This window comes from Vogesella sp. AC12 (assembly GCF_024437575.1).
Taxonomy (GTDB): Bacteria; Pseudomonadota; Gammaproteobacteria; order Burkholderiales; family Chromobacteriaceae; genus Vogesella; species Vogesella indigofera.
On the sequence record NZ_JANFNU010000008.1, the window covers coordinates 82,655 to 102,166 of the forward strand.

The window sequence follows — 19,512 nt, forward strand, 5'->3', positions numbered from 1 at the left end:
TCTGCACACCGGCCACCGGCGTGGCAATCCTGCCAATGCGGCGGCGGCGCGACTGAGGGTGGCGGCAGCTGTTATAGATTGTTATCATCGCGCGCGCTGATTTATCACAAAGATTCATAAAATAAAGTGCGAACGCGGCACCCCCAACACACACCCCACCCGACCCCGGCAACGCCAGGCGGCCAGCAGAGTCGCCGCGTTGCCCCGTTATTACGAGGAATGCCATGTCGTTAAAACAGCGACTCCTGTTTTTTGTCGCCATCCTGCTGGCGATTGCCATCGCAGTGCTGTCCGCCCTCGCCTACCAGCGCATGCGCAGCGAGATCATCCACGGCGTGCAGCAGGAGCTGGACGCCGCCATCGCCGGCAACAGCGAGGCACTCGGCCGCTGGCTGGCCCAGCGCCGCGACGCCATCCAGGCGACAGCCAACCGCCTCGGCGATGTCGATGCCAGCGCGCCGTACCCGTTCCTGCAACAGGGCAAGGACGCCGGTGGTTTCGACCAGACCTTTGCCGGCTACGCCGACAAGGCGATGCGCTACCACACGCCTGACAAGCTGCCGGCCGACGGCTACGACCCGACTGCGCGGCCGTGGTACCAGCTGGCCAGCGCGCAGAAAGGCGTCGCCATCACCGCCCCCTACGTGTTCACCAGCTCGCAAAAGTTGGGTGTGACTGTCGCCAGCCCGATCCTGCGCGACGGTGCGCAGCTCGGCGTGGTCGGTGGTGACATCTCGCTGGACGGGCTGACCGCGGTGGTAAAGGCGATCAGGCTGCGCGGCGACGGTTACGCCTTCCTGGTAACGCGCGACGGCAAGATCGTCAGCCACCCTGCCGCCAACTCCACCCTCAAGCCGGTGGCCGAGGTGATGCCGGGCTTTGACGCCGCGCTGGTCAGCGCCGCCGGCAACAGCCCGACGCTGCATGAAGTGGAGATCGACGGCCGCAGCCACTACGCCGAGGTAGCCAGTATCGCCGGCAGCGACTGGGTGCTGGGCACGGTGGTGGAGAAGGACGTGATGCTGGCCCCGCTGAACCAGCTGTTGCTGACGCTGGTGCTGGCGGGCCTCGCCGTCGCGGTGGCCGGCATCGTGCTGGCCAACTTCGCCCTCACCCGCCTGCTGGCCAGCCTGGTGCGGCTGCGCGATGCGTTGCTGGATGTCGCCAGCGGCGACGGCGACCTGACCCACCAGCTGGTGGTGGACAAGCAGGACGAGATCGGCCAGACCGCCGAGGCGTTCAACCGCTTCATCGGCAGCCTGCGGCAGATGTTCCTGGAGGTGCGCGAGCACTCGGTGTCGCTCAACGGCGGCATCGACGCGCTGAACGGCATCACCCGCCAGCTGGCCAGCGATTCGCAGCAGCAGGCCGACGCCTCCAGCGCCACCGCCGCTACCATCGAACAGATCACCGTCAGCATCAACCACATCGCCAGCAATGCCACCTCGGCGGAAGAGGTGGTGGTACAGACCGGGCAGACCTCGCGCCAGTCGGCGCAGGCGGTGGGCGAGCTGGCCGGCGGCATCGAGCGCATCGCCGGCCAGGTCGGCCAGCTGGCCACCACCCTCGGCGCGCTGGGACAGCGCTCGGCGCAGATGGACCAGATCATCAACGTGATCAAGGACATCGCCGACCAGACCAACCTCTTGGCGCTGAACGCAGCGATCGAGGCGGCACGCGCTGGCGAGACCGGGCGCGGCTTCGCGGTGGTGGCCGACGAGGTGCGCAAGCTGGCCGAGCGCACCGCCAAGGCCACGGTGGAGATCGGCGAGCTGATCGACGCCACCCACCACGACGTGGAATCGGCGCTGGGCAATATGGAACACACCCGGGAATCGGTCCGCCACGGGGTCAGCGCCTCGCGCCAGGTCGCCGGGCAGATGGCCGGCATCGAGGACGAGGTGGCGCGCGTGGTGCTGACCATCCGCGACATCGCCGACGCCACCCGCGAGCAGTCGATCGCCACCACCGATATGGCGCGCGCGGCAGAGACCGCCAACCACATGGCGATCGAAACCGACCAGGCAGTGCAAAGCGCCACCCGCACCGTGGACGAGCTGCACCAGCTGTCCAACCACCTGCATGACATGGTGGCGCGCTTCCGCATCTGAGCCACGGCATCCGCCGCATGACAAGGTTGGCCGCAGCGTCCGCGCTGCGGCCAACCTCTTTTTGGGGGTTCGTCTCATCGCGGCCGGCACGGGCGCCGCACGCCATCTACCTGACCTGAAACGGCCAAGCGGTGCAGGCCATCGCAAATCGGCGCCACCGCCCGCGCGGCAAATCACTATATATAAGAGTGAACTGCCGCGCCGCCCCCACTGCGCGACGCCCTGCCACCAGCGCCCCAGCGGCACAGGAAACGCTCATGCACCTCACCTTTCTCGGCGCCGCCGGCACCGTCACCGGCAGCAAGTACCTGCTGGAATGCGGCGGCCGCAAGATCCTGCTCGATTGCGGCCTGTTTCAGGGCTACAAGCAGCTGCGGCTGCGCAACTGGGCCGGGCTGCCGTTCGCTCCGGCCGATCTCGACGCGGTGGTGCTCAGCCACGCCCACCTCGACCACAGCGGCTACCTGCCAGCGCTGGTGCGCGACGGCTTTCGCGGCCCGGTGTACGCCACCGAAGCCAGCTGCGAGCTGGCGGCGATCCTGCTGCCCGACAGCGGCTACCTGCTGGAAGAAGAAGCCGAATACGCCAACCGCCGCGGCTACTCCAAGCACCAGCCGGCACTGCCGCTGTACACCGAGGCCGACGCCGAACGCGCGCTGGCCTACCTGCGGCCGCTGCCGTTCAACCAGCGCCGCGAAATCTTCCCCGACATCCAGCTGCTGCTGCGCCCGGCCGGCCACATCCTCGGCGCCGCCACCGTCACCATCGAGGCCGAAGGCAAGACCCTGGTCTGCTCCGGCGATCTCGGCCGCCAGCACGACCCGATCATGCTGCCGCCGCAGCCGATCCAGCACGCCGACTACCTGCTGGTGGAATCCACCTACGGCGACCGCAGCCACCCCGCCACCGCGGTGGCCGATGTGCTGGCCGAGGTCATCAACCGCACCGTCGGCCGCCACGGCATCACCGTGATCCCGTCCTTTGCCGTCGCCCGCGCCCAGCTGCTGATGTACTACATCTACCAGCTGAAACAGCACGGCCGCATCCCGCAGCAGCTGCCGGTGTACATCAACAGCCCGATGGCCAGCGACGTCACCGCGCTGTACCAGCAGTTCCGCCAGCTGCACAAGCTGTCGGAAAGCGAGTGCGAAGGCATGTGCCGCGTCGCCCACATCGTGCGCTCGGTCGACGAATCCAAGCGCCTGAACCAGACCAAAGAGCCGGCTATCATCATCGCCGCCAGCGGCATGGCCACCGGCGGCCGGGTGCTGCACCACCTGAAGGCGTTCGCGCCCAATCCGCGCAACACGCTGCTGTTTTCCGGCTTCCAGGCCGGCGGCACCCGCGGCGCGCTGATCGTGGCCGGCGCCGACTCGGTGCGCATCCACGGCCAGGACGTGCCGATCAATGCCGAAGTGGTGGCGCTGGACCACCTGTCCGCCCACGCCGACAGCAACGAGATCATGCAGTGGCTGACAGGCTTCAGCGCCCCGCCGCAACAGGTGTTTGTGGTCCACGGCGAACCGGCCGCCGCCGATGCGCTACGCCGCCGCATCAGCCTGGAACTGCACTGGCACGCGGCGGTGCCGGAACACCAGCAGCGCGTCGCGCTGTAGCTGCGCCGGACACGGCGGCGGCGAGATGCCGTTTGCCGGTGCCGCTTAGCGCCGCTAACGACACCTCGCAGCGCACCCGAGCCAAGGCGCGCCGACGCAGACAGTACAAGTCGTACGGCAAGGAGGCAAAATGCAGGATCAGGAGTTTGGTTAGCGGCTCTTAGAACCTGTTCAAAGTCTCGCGCGCTCACGCGAGACAAGGCGAAAACGACTGAGGAAGCGGAGTTTACATGGGGTAAATGAGCATTCCGAAGTCGTTTTCAACACCGTATCGCCCCATTGAAATCAATCGCAGCAGACATTGAACAGGTTCTTAGCCGCCGCCCAGGTAATCCCCCTTGCCCAGTGGCACGCCGTTGTGACGCAGGATGTCGTAGGCGGTGGTGAGGTGGAAGTAGAAGTTGGGCAGCACGAAATACTGCAGGTAGTCCTGGCCGGTGAAATTCAGCGTCTGGTTGGGAAACTTCATCACGATGTCGCGCGCTTCGCTGCCGTCGACCTGCGCCGCTTGCAAACCCTGCAGAAACAGCACGGTCCTGGCGATACGCTGCTGCAGTTCGTCGAAACCGGTTTCGGTGTCCGGATAACTGGGGATCTCCACCCCGGCTAGCCGTGCGCCGCAGCCCTTGGCGGTATCCGCCGCAATCTGCACCTGGCGAATCAGCGGAAACATGTCCGGCGCCAGCCGTGCCTGCAGCAAGACGGCGGCGTCGACATGGCGAGACTCGGCATTCAGCAGTGCCTTGTCGAGGATGGCGGACAGATTGGCCAGCCCGCGCAACAGCGGCGGTATCGCGGCCTGATACATGGAAAGCGGCATGATGGCTCCCTCGGTGAGTGTGGCGGCCAGAGTTGGCCGCCGGAACAACTTCACCATAGCCGATAGACCCGCAAGCAGTCCCGTTCTTGTGCCCCCTTCCTCCAACAAAAAACCGGCCCGCAGGCCGGTTTTTTCACGTCAGGCCAACACCTCAACCGCGTGCCAGTGCCGCCGCGGTGATGGTGGTGAGCGTGGCGCGGGTGCTGATGATGTCCGGCGGCAGGCGGATTTCCAGCAGCGTGCCGTTCGGGCGCGCCAGTGCCCGCTCCAGCGCGGCGTCGAACTCGTCGTTGCTGGCGATGCGCTCGGCGGCGTAGCCGTAGGCGCCGGCCAGCTGGCAGAAGTCCGGGTTGCCCAGCTGGGTGCCGCTGATGCGGTTGGGGTACTCGCGCTCCTGGTGCATGCGGATGGTGCCGTACACGCCGTTGTTGAGCAGCAGGATGATGGATTTGCCGCCGTGTTGCAGCGCGGTGGCCAGTTCCTGGCCGTTCATCAGGAAGTCGCCGTCGCCGGCGATGGTGAAGGCGGTGCGGCCGGTGGCGAGGTTGGCCGCAATGCCGGCCGGCACGCCGTAGCCCATGGCGCCGTTGGTGGGTGCCAGCTGGGTTTTGTGGCCTTTCACCACGCCGTGGTACTGGAAGTAGCGGTGGATCCAGCTGGCGAAGTTGCCGGCGCCGTTGGTGATGACCGCGTCGGCCGGCAGCTGGCGCTGCAGGCTGGCAATCACGCGCGGCAGGTCGATGTCGCCGCTGATGCCTTCGCTCAGCCCAGCCAGGCGCTGCGGCACCAGGTTGGCGCGGTAGTCGGCGTTCAGCTGCCGGCTCCAGGCCTGCCAGCGCGGGGCGGCGGACGGCACCGGCAAGGCGGCCAGTGCCTGCGCGGCGGCGTTGACGCCGGACTGGATCGCCACATCGGCCTGGTACACGCGGTCCAGCTCGTCGCCCTGCGGCAGGATGTGCACCAGTTGCTGCTGGCTGCGCGGCGCCTGCAGCAGGGTGTAGCCGCCGGTGGTCATTTCGCCCAGGCGAGCGCCGATGGCGATGATCAGGTCGCTGTTGCGGATGTTGGCCGCCAGCGCCGGGTTGATGCCGATGCCGACGTCGCCGGCATACAGCGGGTGATGGTTGTCGAAGGTGTCCTGAAAACGGAAGGCATTGCCCACCGGCAGCTGCCAGCGCTCGGCAAAGGCCTGCAGCGCGGCGGCGCCTTCGGCATCCCAGCCACTGCCGCCGGCAATCAGCAGCGGGCGCTCGGCCTGTTCCAGCAGGCGTTGCAGCGCGGCGATGCCGGCCGGGTCCGGAAACGGGGTCACCGCCTCCACCCGTGGCAGCGGCGCCAGGCTGTCGGCCACCGGCTGCACCAGCATGTCTTCCGGCAACACCAGCACCACCGGGCCGGGGCGGCCGTTCATGGCGGTGGCGAAGGCACGGCTGATGTATTCCGGGATGCGGTTGGCGTCGTCGATGCGTTCCACGCGCTTGGCCATGCCCTTGGTGGACGGGCCGAAGTACACGCTGTAGTCCATTTCCTGGAACGCTTCGCGGTCGCGGCAATCGCTGCCTACATCACCTACCAGCAGCACCATGGGGGTGGAATCCTGGAACGCGGTATGCACGCCGATGCTGGCATTGGTGGCACCGGGGCCGCGCGTGACCAGGCACACGCCGGGGCGGCGCGTGAGCTTGCCGTGCGCCTCGGCCATGAAGGCGGCGCCGCCTTCGTTGCGGCATGTGATAAAGCGGATCTGCTCGCGGCTGCGATAGAAGCCGTCCAGTACCGCCAGGTAGCTTTCGCCCGGCACGCCAAAGGCAATGTCCACACCCTGTGCCACCAGGCACTCCACCAGCAGATGCCCTGCCAACTTGCTGTTCATGCATTACCCCCTTGTCGGTGGTGAGTTGTCATCATGCGGCCAACCTTGAATAGCCACACGCCGTGCACCTCGAAAAACGCCCGCTTTCGTTGCGATACTGCGTTGCTCACGAAAAATCCCTCCTTACATAGCAAACCTATGCGGCGTCGGGATTTTTCGCTCGCGCCTTGTCTCGCTTAGAAACCGGGGTTTTTGGAGGCGCCCGCCTGGCAGGCCGCTTCGGCCCACCGCAAAACAGTCACGGCCGGCGGCGAAGGGCCACCGGAAAAATGCAGTACAACGGCGCTGGCAGAACCTGTGGTCAGGCAGCCGGCGTCAACGCCCTCAACAACGCGCTGGCCGGGTGCGGCAGTGCCACGTCGTCCATCAGCGCCACCTGGCAGCGGCAGGAGTAGCCGGTGGCCAGCAGCGGGCTGTCGTCACGCTGGCCGGCCACGATGCCTTGCCAGCTCTGGCGATAGATGGTTTCCGACAGCGCGCGCTTGTCGGCCTCGTGGCCGAAAGTGCCGGCCATGCCGCAGCAGCCGCTGGCACGGGTGGCGAGGTTCAGGCCGCAGGCGGCGAACACTTTCTGCCAATCGCCCACCGCCGCCGGGGCGTTGGTCCTCTCGGTGCAGTGCGGCAACAGGGTGAAGCTTGCGCTCATGCTGGCCCGCGCGTCTGCCGGCAGCTCGGCCAGTCGGCTGGCCAGCCATTCCTGCAGCAGTTGCACCTTCGGCAGCTCGCCCATACCCGGCAGCTTGGCGTATTCGCTGCGGTAGGTCAGCGTCATCGACGGGTCGATGCCCACCAGCGGCAGCCCGCTGGCCGCCAGCTGCTGCAGGCTGGCCACGTTGGCCGCCGCCACTTTTTCGAAACGGGCGAGGAAGCCATGCACGTGCAGCGGCTTGCCGTTGGCGCGGAACGGCGCCAGCAGCGGCACGAAGCCCAGTCGCTGCAGCAGCGCGAACACATCCAGCAGCAGCGGGGTTTCGAAGTAGCTGGTAAACGCGTCCTGCACCACGATCACCGCGCGGGCGCGCTCCGCCGCCGGCAGCGCCGCCAGCACCTTCGCACTGGCCACCGCCACACCGCGGCGCGCCAGCTCGGCTTGCAGGTTGATGCCGGACAACAGCGGGCTTTCCACCAGATTCAGCTTGCGCATCAGCATGCGGCCAACCTTGCTGCCGATCACGCCGTTGTACAGCCACGGCAGGCGTGCTGCCAGCGGCAGCGTATGTTCCAGCCCGCCGATCAGGTAGTCCTTGAGCGGGCGCAAGTAACGGCCGTAGTACAGCTCCAGGAACTTGGCGCGGAAGCTTGGCACGTCCACTTTCACCGGGCACTGGCCGACGCAGGATTTGCACGCCAGGCAGCCGTCCATCGCCTCCTTCACCTCGTGCGAGAAGTCGGCGGCGCCGCGGCGTTTGCCCAGGGTGTTGGCGATGCGTGCCGGCAGGCCGGCGACAAAACCGCGCGCGCGCAGCGCACGGCTGGCGCTCAGCGGGTCGCTACCCTGCGCGGCCAGCTGGCGCAGCCACTCGCGCAGCAACGAGGCGCGGCCTTTCGGCGAGTGGCGCCGCTCACGGGTGCCCTTCCACGACGGGCACATCGCGTCGTCCGGGTCGAAGTTGTAGCAGGCGCCGTTGCCGTTGCAGTGCAGCGCCTCGTCGTAGTGCGCTCGCACGGCGATGGGGATGGTGCGGTCCAGCTGGCCACGGGTGGTCACGCCGTCCACCTTCCACAGCCCGTCCGCCGTCGGCGCGGCGATCTTGCCCGGATTGAGCTGGTTGTACGGGTCGAACGCCGCCTTGATCTGCTGCAGCCGCGGGTACAGCGGGCCGAAGAAGGCCGGCGCGTACTCGGAGCGCACGCCCTTGCCGTGCTCGCCCCACAGCAGGCCGTGGTATTTCTGGGTGAGCGCCACCACGCCATCGGTGATGCTGCGCACCAGCCCTTCCTGCGCCGGGTCTTTCATGTCGATGGCCGGGCGCACGTGCAGCACGCCGGCATCGACGTGGCCGAACATGCCGTAGCGCACGCCGTGGCTGTCCAGCAGCGCGCGGAATTCGGCGATGTAATCGGCCAGGTTTTCCGGCGGCACCGCGGTGTCTTCCACGAACGGGATCGGCCGGCGGCTGTCGTTGACGTTGCCCAGCAGGCCCACCGATTTCTTGCGCATGCCCCAGATGCGGCCAACCGCGGCGCCACGCGCCACGGTGTGGCCCTGGCGACCGTGGCTCGCGCCCTCGGCTGTCAGCTGCGCGCCGATGGCGGCCAGCGTGGCTTCCAGTGCGGCATCGCTGTCGGCGAGGAACTCCACCAGGTTGATGCCCTGTGCCGGGGTGGCGTCGTCGGGAAAGAACTCGCGCACGCCGTGCCACACGATGTCCTGCCGCGCCAGGTTCAACACCGTGGAATCCACCGTCTCAATGGAGGCGGCGCCCAGCTGCATCAGCGCCGGCGCGTCGCGCAGCGCGGCGTCGAAGCTGGCGTAGCGCACGTTCACCAGCGCGCTGGCACGCGGAATCGGCAGCACGTTCAGCCTGGCCTCGACGATGAAGCCCAGCGTGCCTTCCGAACCGCACAGGATGTTGTTGAGGTTGAAGCGCCCGGCCTCGTCGCGGATGTGCGCCAGGTCGTAGCCGGTAAGGCAGCGGTTGAGCCTGGGAAACTTCTCGGCGATCAGCGCCGCGTCGTCGCGCCGGATGTCGTCCAGCAGGCGGTGCACCGCGCCGACGCGGTCGTCGCGGCGGCTGATGGCGGCAAACTCGGCCTCGTCCAGCGGGGCGGAGTGCCACAACGTGCCGTCCAGCAGCACGGTGTCCAGTGCCAGCACGTGGTCGCGGGTCTTGCCGTACAGGCAGGAGCCCTGGCCGCTGGCGTCGGTGTTGATCATGCCGCCGATGGTCGCCCGGTTGGAGGTGGACAGCTCGGGCGCAAAGAACAGCCCGTGCGCCTTCAGCGCGGCATTGAGCTGGTCTTTCACCACGCCGCCCTGTACCCGCACCCAGCGCTCTGCGGCGTTGATTTCCAGGATGCGGTTCATGTGGCGCGAGATGTCCACGATCACGCCCTCGCCCAGCGACTGGCCGTTGGTGCCGGTGCCGCCGCCACGGGCGTTCAGGCTCAGCCCCTGGAAGCGCGGCTCGCCGGCCAGGCGGGCGATGCGGATCACGTCGTCGTTATCGCGCGGGAACACCACCAGCTGCGGCAGCACCTGGTAGATGGAGTTGTCGGTGGACAGCACGGTCCGGTCGGCATAAGCGTGGCTGATCTCGCCGGCAAAGCCGCGCACGGCCAGTTCGGCCGCAAAGTCGAGGTACAGCGTGTCGCTGGTGGGGGTGGTATGCAGACGGGGAATCATGTGTGTGTTCAGGCAAAAGGTTGGCCGCAGGCCGGAAAAAGACCTGCCCCGGTACGCAGGGCAGGTCAAGCAGGCAACAAGGAGCCGTTACCCAGAGAGATCGGACTGCGCTCAGAGCGTGTTCACGATCTCGCGAGCTAGAGCGAGACAAGGCGAAAACGACTGAGGAAGCGGAATTGACATGGGGTCAATGAGCATTCCGAAGGCGTTTTTAACGCCGTATCGCCGAAGCGCAGCAGATCGTGAACAGGCGCTTAGCAAGCGGCGGCGGTCATCTTGAAAATGCCCTGCGCGTTGGAGCTGTCGAAGCGCAGATCCAGCTTGTCGTTGCCGGCTTCGTCGGTGTAACGGTCGCGGGTGATGAATTCGTAGAACGAGCCCGGCACGATGCGGCTGACGCGCTGGCCGTCGGCGTCGATGAACTCGCGCTCCACCTGCGCCGCCTTGAACGCGGTCTGGCGTACGCGGCCGCTGGCGGACACTTCCACCTTGTCCTTGATCGGCTGGCCCTTGGCGCGCAGCTCGTCAGCGGTGGCGAATACGTCAGCCACGTGGTCGGTGGCGTGGTTGAAGGCGTTGCCCTCGGTGGAGATCCACGCCATTTCGGCGGATTCCTGCAGCAGGGTGTGGTAGTCGGCCAGTGTCGGCGTGGCGTGCTGCACGTCGAAACAGCCCACCAGCTTGGGCAGCAGGCTGGCGGCATCGGCGAACGGCAGTTCGCGGTTGTCGGACAGCGTGGCCAGCAGCGCCTTGTCAGCGGCGGACAGCGGATCGCGCGAGGTGGACACCACCTTGTTCACCGCCGCCTGGAAGGCCGGCGAGAACTGGTCCACGTGCAGCTCGGACACGAAGAACTGCGCCACCTGTTCCGGCGCATCCTGATGACAGTAGGCGCGGCCGGTCATCTTCAGGCGCGGCAGCGGGTACACGTCGGCCACGGCAAAGCCCAGCGGCTCCAGCACGCGCTTGAAGGCCAACTCGCCCTGCGGCAGCGCGCCGGTGTTGGCCGCGGCCACGGTGCGCAGCGCGCCGTGGTCGAACACCACCTGGCCGCCGGCGGCCAGCTTGTCGGCGACGTAGCGCTTGCCTTCCGGCACCGCGTCCAGGTTCTTCGCGAACAGCAGCATGTTCATCGCCTGTGCCAGTACCAGGCGCGATACCTGCTCGCCGGCCGGCTCGGCCAGCAGTACGTCTTCGACCTTGATCATGGTGAACAGCTCGGCGGCGGCTTTTTCACCGGCTACCTGTACCAGCAGTTTGTGCAGTTGGCTGTTGGCGGCGGACGCTTGAGTTTGTGTCATTTGTGAATACCCTTCCCTGAGTGTGCGATATGGCCGGCGATCTGTCGGTGATCTTTGCTGCGGCGTTGATGAAGCAAAGTGTCACGGCTTTCCCTGTCGCGCTCAAGCGATGTATTCTGCTGACTTCATTCCGTAAACTCATGAACTCACCATGCGCCGCACCCTCCCCTCGCTGATGGCCCTGCAGTGTTTCGAAGCTGCCGTGCGCCACCTGAGCTTTACCCGCGCCGCCGAGGAGCTGAACCTGACGCAAAGCGCGGTCAGCCGCCAGATCCGCGGCCTGGAAGACTTCATCGGCCGCCCCTTGTTCGAGCGCGTCAAGCAGCGGCTGGTGCTGACCGTGGCCGGCGAGGCCTACGCCGCCGCGGTGCAGGACGTGCTCGATCGTGCCGAGGCCGCCACGCTGCAGCTGATGGCCTATCGCGGCGAAGGCGGCGTGCTCACCGTGGCCATGCTGCCCACCTTCGGCTCACGCTGGCTGGTGCCGCGGCTGGTGGACTTCAGCGCGCGCTACCCGGATATCCAGCTCAATCTGGTGACCCAGGTGCGGCCGTTCGATTTCGACAAGGTGGAGGCCGACGTGGCGATCCACTTCGGCCCGGCGCTGTGGCCGGGGGCGATCTGCCACCGGCTGATGGGCGAGGACATCGTGCCGGTGTGCGCGCCCGGCCTGCTGAAAAAACCGCTGAACGACGTGCGCGAGCTGCTGGACTACACCCTGCTACAGCACACCACGCGGCCGCAGGCGTGGAACGACTGGCTGTCCGCCGCCGGCCTGCAGGACATGGACACGCACCAGCCCAGCCTGCTGTCCGGCCCGCGCTTCGAGCACTTCTTCATGGTGATCCAGGCGGCGATCTCCGGCCTCGGCATCGCGGTGCTGCCGCAGTTCCTGGTGGCGGAAGAACTGGCCAGCGGCCGGTTGCAGCTGGCGCTGGACCAGCCGGTACGCAGCCAGCACGCCTACTATCTGGTGCACCCGGCCACCCGCACCGACGTGTACAAGGTGCGCGTGTTCCGCGACTGGCTGCTGGCGCAGGCGGCACAGGAGGAGGCGGCGCTCGCGGCGCCCGGATAAATTCACGCCCCGGATAAATTCACGCCCCGGATAAACCCGTAGCCCGGATAAGCGCAGCGCATCCGGGAAAATCAGGCACCGACTCCCCGGATGCGCCTGCGGCTTATCCGGGCCACCCGAGGCAACCCGGGGCCGCGTAAAAACTTGGCCGCAAGCGCACACGGCCATGCGGCCAACCTTGCCGCACGGCGCACGGGCAGACCTCAGGGGATGAAGGTCAGGAAGCTCCAGGCCACCATGATGTTGGACATCAACGCAACGCCGACCGCGAAGCTGACACCGGAAAACAGTGTCCAGATGCGGAACAGATGATCCCAGTCCGGCACCAGCACCGTCAGCTCCCTGGCCAGCTGGTGGCTGGCCAGCAGCACCGTACACAGGATCGCCCACTTCAGCAGATAACCGGGCAGGTATTTGCGCTGCTCGCGGTTATAGCGATAGTTCTGCTCGCGCAGCATCTGATCGCCGTGGCTGACATCGCGAAACAGCCAGTACGGGATGAAATAGAGATACAACAGCTGCAGCAATCCGGGTTCCGGCGTATTGGGCATGATCGTGTCTCCAGCTTGTGCCAAAACGGCGCCCGCCGTCTTGCAGCGTAGTCCGCCTGTTGTTGCGGTTAGCTTGATCACACTATAGACACGCCCACCCCGCCCCGGCGTCCACAAGGTGCACGTGTTCCGCAGATGGCGGCTGGCACAGGGGCGCTCTCGTCGCCCGGATATACGCAGCGCATCCGGGAAAATCAGGCACCGCCTACCCGGATGCGCCGGTGGCTTATCCGGGCTACGGTTCTACCCCACCCCGACGTCGACAAGGTGCGCCTTTTCGCACATGGCTGCTGGCGCAGGTGGACGGCTGCAGCAGCCGTTGTCGGCATTGCCACACTGGCAGTGGGGTCAGATCAAGTTCCAGCATGCCGTAGCAGCATGGCAAGCATGACTTAAGGTAAAGTGATAATTTGCCGCCGCCGGCACCGGGTGGCTATGCTGAATCATCATTTTGCGACCCCAGCCGAAAGCCCGCCCGCATGCTATCTCTGTCCTGGCCCGCCAGTACGCCGTCTGCCAACACCGCGACCCCGCTGCCGCTGGCGCTGCTGCTGTGCTTCCTGATCTCGCTGATGCTGCTGTTGCAACTGGTGTCGCCGGGCTGGGCACGCCTGCCCGGCTACGCCGCCATTCACACCATGCTGGAAATCCTGTCCATCGCCATGAGCCTGCTGGTGGCGGTGATGGCCTGGTTCCGCACCGACAGCAGCCGCCCGCTGCGGGTGCTGGCGGTCGGCTTCGCGGTGATCGCGGCACTGGACACCCTGCACACCGTGTCCTACGCGCTGCTGCCGGCCTTCGTCACCACCAACACCCCGCAAAAGGCCATCGTGCTGTGGCTGGGCGCGCGCGCGATGGTGGCGCTGGCCATCCTGTGCATGCTGCTGCCGCCCCCGCAACAGCGGCGCGCCATTCCGCTGCTTTGGCTGTACGGTGCGCTGGTGGCGCTGCTCGGTGTCGGCCTGTACGGCAGGCTGCCGGTGCTGTACCAGCCCGGTAGCGGCCTGACCGCGCTGAAAATCGCGCTGGAGTGGCTGCTGGTGGGTGGCTACCTGCTGCTGGCCTTTCGCGTGCACCGCGCGCAGCAGTCCATCTTTGCCGGGCAGTGGCTGACCGCCGGCCTGCTGGTGCTGGCCTTCGGCGAGCTGTTTTTCTGCTTCTACCAGCTGGTGGACGACGTCGCCAACGGCCTCGGCCACGTGTTCAAGGTCATCGGCCAGGGCTTCTTCCTGCGCGGGGTGATCGAAACCCGCCTGCTGCAACCTTACCAGCAACTGACCGTGGAAAAGACCGCGCACGAGGACGCGCGCAACCGCCTGCACGCGCTGGTTTCCGGCGCACCACTGGGCATTCTGGTGGTGGATCAGGACGGCCGCATCGTCAGCAGCAATCCGGCGGCGGAACAGCTGTTCCATGCCGCACCGGGCGCACTCGACGGCGGCCACATCGACCAGCTGGTGCCCAGCGCACTGCGCGGCGCACACCGCCAGCACCGCAGCGGCTACCACGCCGCGGCCAGCGTGCGCCGCATGAGCGAACGCCAGCAGGTGACCGCCGAGCGCTGCGACGGCAGCCAGTTTCACGCCAGTGTCGAGCTGGCGCCGCTGCACTGGGGCCAGCACGCCTATGTGCTGGCCTTTGTCAGCGACATCAGCGTACAGGTGCAGCAGACCTCGCAACTGCAATGGCTGGCGCTCAACGACGAACTGACCGGGCTGCCCAACCGCCACGCCACCATCCAGCAGCTGGATGCCAGCCTGCAGCAGTGCCCGCACGGCGCGCTGCTGCTGTGCAATATCGACGCGCTGGGGCGCATCAACCAGGTGTTCGGCCACGACAGCGGCGATGCGCTGCTGGTGGCCAGCAGCCAGCGCCTGCAAGGCCTGCTGCACCCCGACGAACAGCTGACACGGCTGCAGGGCGACAGCTTCGCGGTGCTGATGCCGGGCCAGCGCCAACCGCTGCCGCGCGCGCAGCAACTGCTGGAAGCCTTTGCCGCACCGTTCGTGCTGCCCGGCGGCATCGAGCTTCAGGCCGGCGCCCGTGCCGGCTACTGCCGCTATCCGGAGGACGGCGATCAGGCCAGCCAGCTGCTGCAGCACGCCGAAATGGCGATGACCGCCGCAAAGCGCAGCATCAGCACGCCGGTGGTAGCATTCAGCGACTGCGAACCGGCACGTACCCGCCGCTGGCTGCAGCTGGCCGGCCAGATGGCGCTGGCGCTGCAGCAGCAACAATTTTCCATGGTGTACCAGCCGCGGGTGCGGCTGCGCGACGGCAGCGTCGCCGGCTTCGAGGCGCTGCTGCGCTGGCAGGCGGCCGAGGGCGCCATCAGCCCCGGCGAGTTCATCCCGGTGGCGGAAGAAACCGGCTTCATCCTGCGCCTCGGGCGCTGGACACTGGATCAGGCCATCGCGCAGCGTGCCGCCTGGCAGCGCGACGGCCACCAGGTTGGCCGCATGGCGATCAACCTGTCGCCGCGCCAGCTCGGCGATGCCGGGCTGCAGGACTGGCTGCTGCAAAGCTGCCAGCGCCACGGCGTGGCACCGGCACAGCTGGAGCTGGAAATCACCGAGACCGCGGCGATGGAAAACCTGCAGTGGGCGCTGCCGGTGCTGCAGCAGCTGCGTGGGCTGGGGCTGCACCTCGCGCTCGACGACTTCGGCACCGGCTACTCCTCGCTCGCCTACCTGCAACAGCTGCCGGTGTCGGTACTGAAGATCGACCTCGCCTTCGTGCGCAATCTCGACCGCGAGGAAGGCCGCGCGGTGGCGCGCACCATCATCACCCTGGCGCAACAGCTGGCCTGCAACACCGTGGCCGAGGGCGTGGAAACCCCGGCGCAGCAGGCCTGGCTGCTGGCCAACGGCTGCGACGAGATGCAGGGTTTTCTCGAGGCGCGCCCCTTGCCGCCGGCGGCGGTCGCCGACTACCTGCGCGGCAAGTCCTGAGCACCTGTTCAAGGTCTGCTGCGGCGGTTCTCACGGGCGATACCGCGTTGAAAATGCCTTCGGCAGGCTTGTTCATCTCCAGCCAAACGCCACTGCCTCAGCCGTTTTCGCCTTGTCTTGCGTGAGCGTGCGAGACTTTAGAACAGGTTCTGCGCACGTGCGGCCAAGCTTGCGCCGCACGCAAAAAAGCCCGCACGTGGCGGGCTGTCAATGAGCAGAAACAACACCCTCAGAAAGTCATGCCCGGCGACAGCTGTGCCGGCAGCGTCAGCTCGCCCGCCTCCACCGACGCCATCGGGTAGGCGCAGTAGTCGGCGGCGTAGAACGCGCCCGGACGATGGTTGCCGGACAGGCCGGTGCCACCGAACGGTGCCGCGGACGACGCGCCGTTGGTCGGTTTGTTCCAGTTCACCACGCCGGCGCGGATGTCCCGGTTGAAGCGCTGCCACAGCGCTTCGTCGTCGGCCAGCAGCGCGGCGGACAGGCCGTACTGGGTACGGTTGGCGATCTGCAGCGCTTCGTCGAAGTCGTGGTAGCGGATGATCTGGCTCAGCGGGCCGAAGTATTCCTCGTCCGGCAGCTGGCCGGCGATGGCGGTCACGTCCAGGATGGCCGGGGTCACGAAGGCCTTGCCGTCCTGCAGCTGACGCATGGCCAGGATGGACGTGGCGCCCATGGCCAGCAGCTTGTCCTGTGCCGCCAGCATGCCCTGCGCCGCCTTCAGCGACACCATGGCGCCCATGAACGGCTGCTGCTCGGCATCGTAGTCACCGATGGTGAGCTTGGCGGCCACTTCGGCAAAGCGAGCGATGAAACGGTCGCCGAACTCGCCGTGCGGCACCAGCAGGCGGCGCGCGCAGGTGCAGCGCTGGCCGGCCGACAGGAAGGACGACTGGATGGCGTGATGCACGGCGCCGTCCAGGTTGTCCACCTCGGCCACCAGCATCGGGTTGTTACCGCCCATTTCCAGCGCCAGCATGAAGCCCGGGCGGCCGGCGAACTGCTTGTGCAGCGCCACGCCGGTGGCGGAGCTGCCGGTGAACAGCAGGCCGTCCAGCATCGGGTGTTGCGCCAAGGCGATGCCGGTATCGCGCTCGCCCTGCAGCAGGTTGATCACGCCAGCCGGTGCGCCGGCCTTTTCCCAGAGCTTGACGGTGAGCTCGGCCACCAGCGGGGTCAGTTCCGACGGCTTGAACAGGATGGTGTTGCCGGCGATCAGCGCCGGCACGATGTGGCCGTTCGGCAGGTGGCCGGGGAAGTTGTACGGGCCGTACACCGCCAGCACGCCGTGCGGACGGTGGCGCAGCACGGTGGCGTCGCCGGCCAGCTCGCCGCGCTTTTCACCGGTACGCTCGTTATAGGCGCGGATGGAGATGTCGATCTTGCCGACCATGGCGGCTACTTCCTGGCGCGATTCCCACAGCGGCTTGCCGGTTTCCACGCCGATGGCGCGGGCCATCTCTTCCTTGTGCTCGCCCAGCACTTCGGCAAAGCGGCGTACCAGCGCGATGCGCTCGTCCAGCGAGCGGCAGCGCCAGTCGTCAAACGCGCGGCGCGCGGCGGCAAAGGCGGCGCCGATGTCGGCGGCAGAGGCGGCGTGGCCTTCCCATACCGGCTGGCCGTTGGCCGGGTTGAGCGAGACGAAGGATGCGCCGCGACCGCTGGTCCAGGCGCCGTCGATGAAGAGTTGGCTCATTGCTGTATTCCTGTCTGGACACCTCGAAAACGCTAGCTTTTCGAGGCGCCCGGTTGTGTTTGTAAACCGGCAGCGCAGCGGCTGCCGGCAATAAGTGTTCGGTTTACTTGGCCGGGTTCTGCGGCATCACGCGCACACGGTCGCCGGCTTTCACCTGCAGCGCGCGCGCCTGTTCGGCAGAAAGATGCACCACGCCATCGCAAACGTTGGCCGCAGCCAGGATCACGCGGAAGTCGGCCAGCTCGCCATTGGCCACCAGCTGGCGCGGCGCGTCGGCGGCGGTTTCGGCCACGATTTCCACCTGGCACAGCTGGCTGTCGCGCATCACGCGCAGGTCGTCGATGCGTGCTTCCAGCACCGGGCCGCCCTCGAAGATGTCCACGTGCTGTTCCAGGCGCAGGCCTTCCACTTCCAGCATGCGGCGCGCCGGTTCGGTTTCCTTGTGCACCTTGCCGATGCAGTCGCGGGCGTCCTGCGGCAGGAAGTCGATGTACACCGGGTAGCGCGGCATCAGCTCGGCGAGGAAGGACTTCTTGCCCAGCGCCACCAGGCGGTCGGCCTCGTGGAAGTCGATGCGGTAGAAGTGCGCGCCCAGCGCCTTCCAGAACGGCGATTCGCCGTTTTCGTCGAAGTAGCCCCGCATTTCGGCGCAGATGCGCTCGGCAAAGCGTTCGCGGAACTGGCCGATGAACATGAAGCGCGCCTTGGACAGCAGCGAGCCGTTGCCGTTGACGCGGAAATCCGGGTCGAGGAACAGCGTGCACAGCTCGGAATAGCCGGTCAGGCCGTGCGACATGTGCAGCTTGTCCATGCGCGTCCACAGCCCCAGCTCGCGGCTGGCGTGCACGAAGGTGTCCATGCGGTAGGTCCAGAACGCCTGGTCCAGACCGACGGCGACCTCGATGCCGCACACCCCGACCACCTTGCCGCTGGCCGTGTCTTCCAGCACGAACAGATAACCCTGCTCCGCCAGCGGCAGTTCGCCGGCGATGGTGCGCTGCACGCGCTCAAGGCGCGCGCCCTGCGCGACCGGGTCCGGCTTCAGCGTGGTCAGGCCGGGGCCGGCCTTGTGGCCCAGCATCACCAGCGCGTCGACGTCGTCCGGCCGGCACATTCTCAATACGATCATCAGCGGCCCCCTTCGGTCTGCAACGGAACGCAACGCACGGCGTCGCCATCCACGATCTCAAGCGCGTCGGCTACCGCGGTCGGCAGCGTGACTTCGTCGCCCTGCAGTGGCGGCAGGTCCACCAGCAGGCAACGGAATTCGGCGGTCAGCGTGTTGCTGACCAGATACGGTACGGTGGCGCCGCTGACCACGCCACGGCGGGCGGTGTGCAGGCGGCTGTAACGCACCGAACGGCACACGTCCAGCTGCGCGGTCAGCACCGGGCCGGCGTCGAACAGGTCGACGAAATGATCCGGCTCCAGGCCTTCGGCCAGGTGGCAGCGGTAGTTGGTGCGTGCGCCGCTGTGCGGCTCGCCCATCACGCGCTGCGCTTCTTCGGCGATCAGCGGTACGTACAGCGGATCGACCTGCATCATCTCGGCGATGAAGGTGCGGCTGCGGCCACCGGAGGCCAGTTCCATCTCGGCAAAGTCGCGACGGAAGAACTTGAAGCCGACGGCGTCCCAGAACGGCGAGCGGCCGTTGTCGTCGGTGACGCCCGGCAGCACCGAGAAAATCTCGTTGTTGAAACGTTCGCGGTGCTGGGCGATGAACATCATGCGCGCGCGCGACAGCAGCTGCGGCGCGGCCATGCCGCGACCGAGCGCGGCTTCGTCGAAGTAGAAGCCGGTCAAGCGGGTGCGGCCGGTCAGCTCGTGCGAGGTCACCAGCGCGTGCACGCGGTGGTTCACTTTCAGTTCGCGCGAGGCGTGCACCAGCACTTCGTTGCGAAAGGCGTAGAACGGCTCGGAAAAACCGGCCACGGCCATGATGCCGGCGGTGCCGTGCAGCTGGCCGGTGGCGGTGTCTTCCAGTACGAACAGATAGCTTTCCTCGCCGGGGCAATCGACCTCGGCGCGTAGCGAATGCACGGAATCATCCACCCGCTGCTGCAGGCGATCGCGGTCGGGCGGCAGGGAGTGCAGTACCGGGCCGTCGGAACGCGCCATGCGTTCAATCTGCGGCAGGTCGGACAGCTTGCTCGGACGGACTAGGAGCAT

Annotated in this window: 12 protein-coding genes; 4 read left to right on the forward strand and 8 right to left on the reverse strand. The window is 67.1% G+C overall.

Annotated features, from left to right (window positions below):
• Positions 1-224: 224 nt before the first annotated feature.
• Both NOM55_RS12730 and NOM55_RS12735 read left to right on the forward strand, forming a co-directional pair.
• Positions 225-2,111, forward strand: a complete 1,887-nt coding sequence (locus NOM55_RS12730; RefSeq protein ID WP_255908870.1) for a methyl-accepting chemotaxis protein — start codon at positions 225-227, stop codon at positions 2,109-2,111.
• Positions 2,112-2,368: 257 nt separating this feature from the next.
• Entirely contained in the window at positions 2,369-3,727 is a 1,359-nt protein-coding gene (locus tag NOM55_RS12735) for an MBL fold metallo-hydrolase RNA specificity domain-containing protein (protein ID WP_255908871.1), read from the forward strand.
• Between the two features lie 313 nt (positions 3,728-4,040).
• On the opposite strand, the gene NOM55_RS12740 is transcribed toward NOM55_RS12735, so the two are convergent.
• The 4 genes from NOM55_RS12740 to NOM55_RS12755 form a co-directional block, all read right to left on the reverse strand.
• Positions 4,041-4,547, reverse strand: a complete 507-nt coding sequence (locus NOM55_RS12740) for a DUF1993 family protein (protein WP_255908872.1) — start codon at positions 4,545-4,547, stop codon at positions 4,041-4,043.
• A 151-nt stretch (positions 4,548-4,698) separates the two neighbouring features.
• Positions 4,699-6,420 carry a thiamine pyrophosphate-binding protein gene (locus NOM55_RS12745; protein ID WP_255908873.1) on the reverse strand — a complete coding sequence of 574 codons (1,722 nt, stop codon included), beginning with the start codon at positions 6,418-6,420 and terminating at the stop codon, positions 4,699-4,701.
• Between the two features lie 301 nt (positions 6,421-6,721).
• Positions 6,722-9,766, reverse strand: a complete 3,045-nt coding sequence (locus tag NOM55_RS12750; protein ID WP_255908874.1) for an FAD-binding and (Fe-S)-binding domain-containing protein — start codon at positions 9,764-9,766, stop codon at positions 6,722-6,724.
• A 254-nt stretch (positions 9,767-10,020) separates the two neighbouring features.
• Positions 10,021-11,067 (reverse strand): DUF1338 domain-containing protein, encoded by a 1,047-nt coding sequence (locus tag NOM55_RS12755; RefSeq protein ID WP_255908875.1) that lies wholly within the window; start codon positions 11,065-11,067, stop codon positions 10,021-10,023.
• Between the two features lie 151 nt (positions 11,068-11,218).
• Between NOM55_RS12755 and gcvA the strand changes: the two genes are divergently transcribed.
• Positions 11,219-12,145, forward strand: a complete 927-nt coding sequence (gene gcvA, locus NOM55_RS12760; RefSeq protein ID WP_255908876.1) for a transcriptional regulator GcvA — start codon at positions 11,219-11,221, stop codon at positions 12,143-12,145.
• 203 nt (positions 12,146-12,348) lie between these two features.
• Here gcvA and NOM55_RS12765 read toward each other — a convergent pair whose 3' ends face one another.
• Positions 12,349-12,696, reverse strand: coding sequence for a hypothetical protein (locus NOM55_RS12765; RefSeq protein WP_255908877.1), 348 nt, complete (start codon positions 12,694-12,696; stop codon positions 12,349-12,351).
• Positions 12,697-13,175: 479 nt separating this feature from the next.
• On the opposite strand from NOM55_RS12765, the gene NOM55_RS12770 reads away from it, so the two are divergent.
• Positions 13,176-15,647 (forward strand): bifunctional diguanylate cyclase/phosphodiesterase, encoded by a 2,472-nt coding sequence (locus NOM55_RS12770; RefSeq protein WP_255908878.1) that lies wholly within the window; start codon positions 13,176-13,178, stop codon positions 15,645-15,647.
• A 229-nt stretch (positions 15,648-15,876) separates the two neighbouring features.
• On the opposite strand, the gene astD is transcribed toward NOM55_RS12770, so the two are convergent.
• From astD to NOM55_RS12785, 3 genes are all read right to left on the reverse strand, one after another.
• Entirely contained in the window at positions 15,877-17,343 is a 1,467-nt protein-coding gene (gene astD / locus NOM55_RS12775) for a succinylglutamate-semialdehyde dehydrogenase (RefSeq protein WP_255908879.1), read from the reverse strand.
• A 103-nt stretch (positions 17,344-17,446) separates the two neighbouring features.
• Positions 17,447-18,472 carry an arginine N-succinyltransferase gene (astA, locus tag NOM55_RS12780; protein WP_255908880.1) on the reverse strand — a complete coding sequence of 342 codons (1,026 nt, stop codon included), beginning with the start codon at positions 18,470-18,472 and terminating at the stop codon, positions 17,447-17,449.
• Entirely contained in the window at positions 18,472-19,512 is a 1,041-nt protein-coding gene (locus NOM55_RS12785) for an arginine N-succinyltransferase (RefSeq protein WP_255908881.1), read from the reverse strand. The genes astA and NOM55_RS12785 overlap by 1 nt, the downstream gene beginning before the upstream one ends.

Coding starts and splice junctions, on each gene's coding strand:
- NOM55_RS12730 (WP_255908870.1), top strand. CDS start 225: ATGTCGTTAAAACAGCGACTCCTGTTTTTTGTCGCCATCCTGCTGGCG.
- NOM55_RS12735 (WP_255908871.1), top strand. CDS start 2,369: ATGCACCTCACCTTTCTCGGCGCCGCCGGCACCGTCACCGGCAGCAAG.
- NOM55_RS12740 (WP_255908872.1), bottom strand. CDS start 4,547: ATGCCGCTTTCCATGTATCAGGCCGCGATACCGCCGCTGTTGCGCGGG.
- NOM55_RS12745 (WP_255908873.1), bottom strand. CDS start 6,420: ATGAACAGCAAGTTGGCAGGGCATCTGCTGGTGGAGTGCCTGGTGGCA.
- NOM55_RS12750 (WP_255908874.1), bottom strand. CDS start 9,766: ATGATTCCCCGTCTGCATACCACCCCCACCAGCGACACGCTGTACCTC.
- NOM55_RS12755 (WP_255908875.1), bottom strand. CDS start 11,067: ATGACACAAACTCAAGCGTCCGCCGCCAACAGCCAACTGCACAAACTG.
- gcvA (WP_255908876.1), top strand. CDS start 11,219: ATGCGCCGCACCCTCCCCTCGCTGATGGCCCTGCAGTGTTTCGAAGCT.
- NOM55_RS12765 (WP_255908877.1), bottom strand. CDS start 12,696: ATGCCCAATACGCCGGAACCCGGATTGCTGCAGCTGTTGTATCTCTAT.
- NOM55_RS12770 (WP_255908878.1), top strand. CDS start 13,176: ATGCTATCTCTGTCCTGGCCCGCCAGTACGCCGTCTGCCAACACCGCG.
- astD (WP_255908879.1), bottom strand. CDS start 17,343: ATGAGCCAACTCTTCATCGACGGCGCCTGGACCAGCGGTCGCGGCGCA.
- astA (WP_255908880.1), bottom strand. CDS start 18,472: ATGATCGTATTGAGAATGTGCCGGCCGGACGACGTCGACGCGCTGGTG.
- NOM55_RS12785 (WP_255908881.1), bottom strand. CDS start 19,512: ATGCTCCTAGTCCGTCCGAGCAAGCTGTCCGACCTGCCGCAGATTGAA.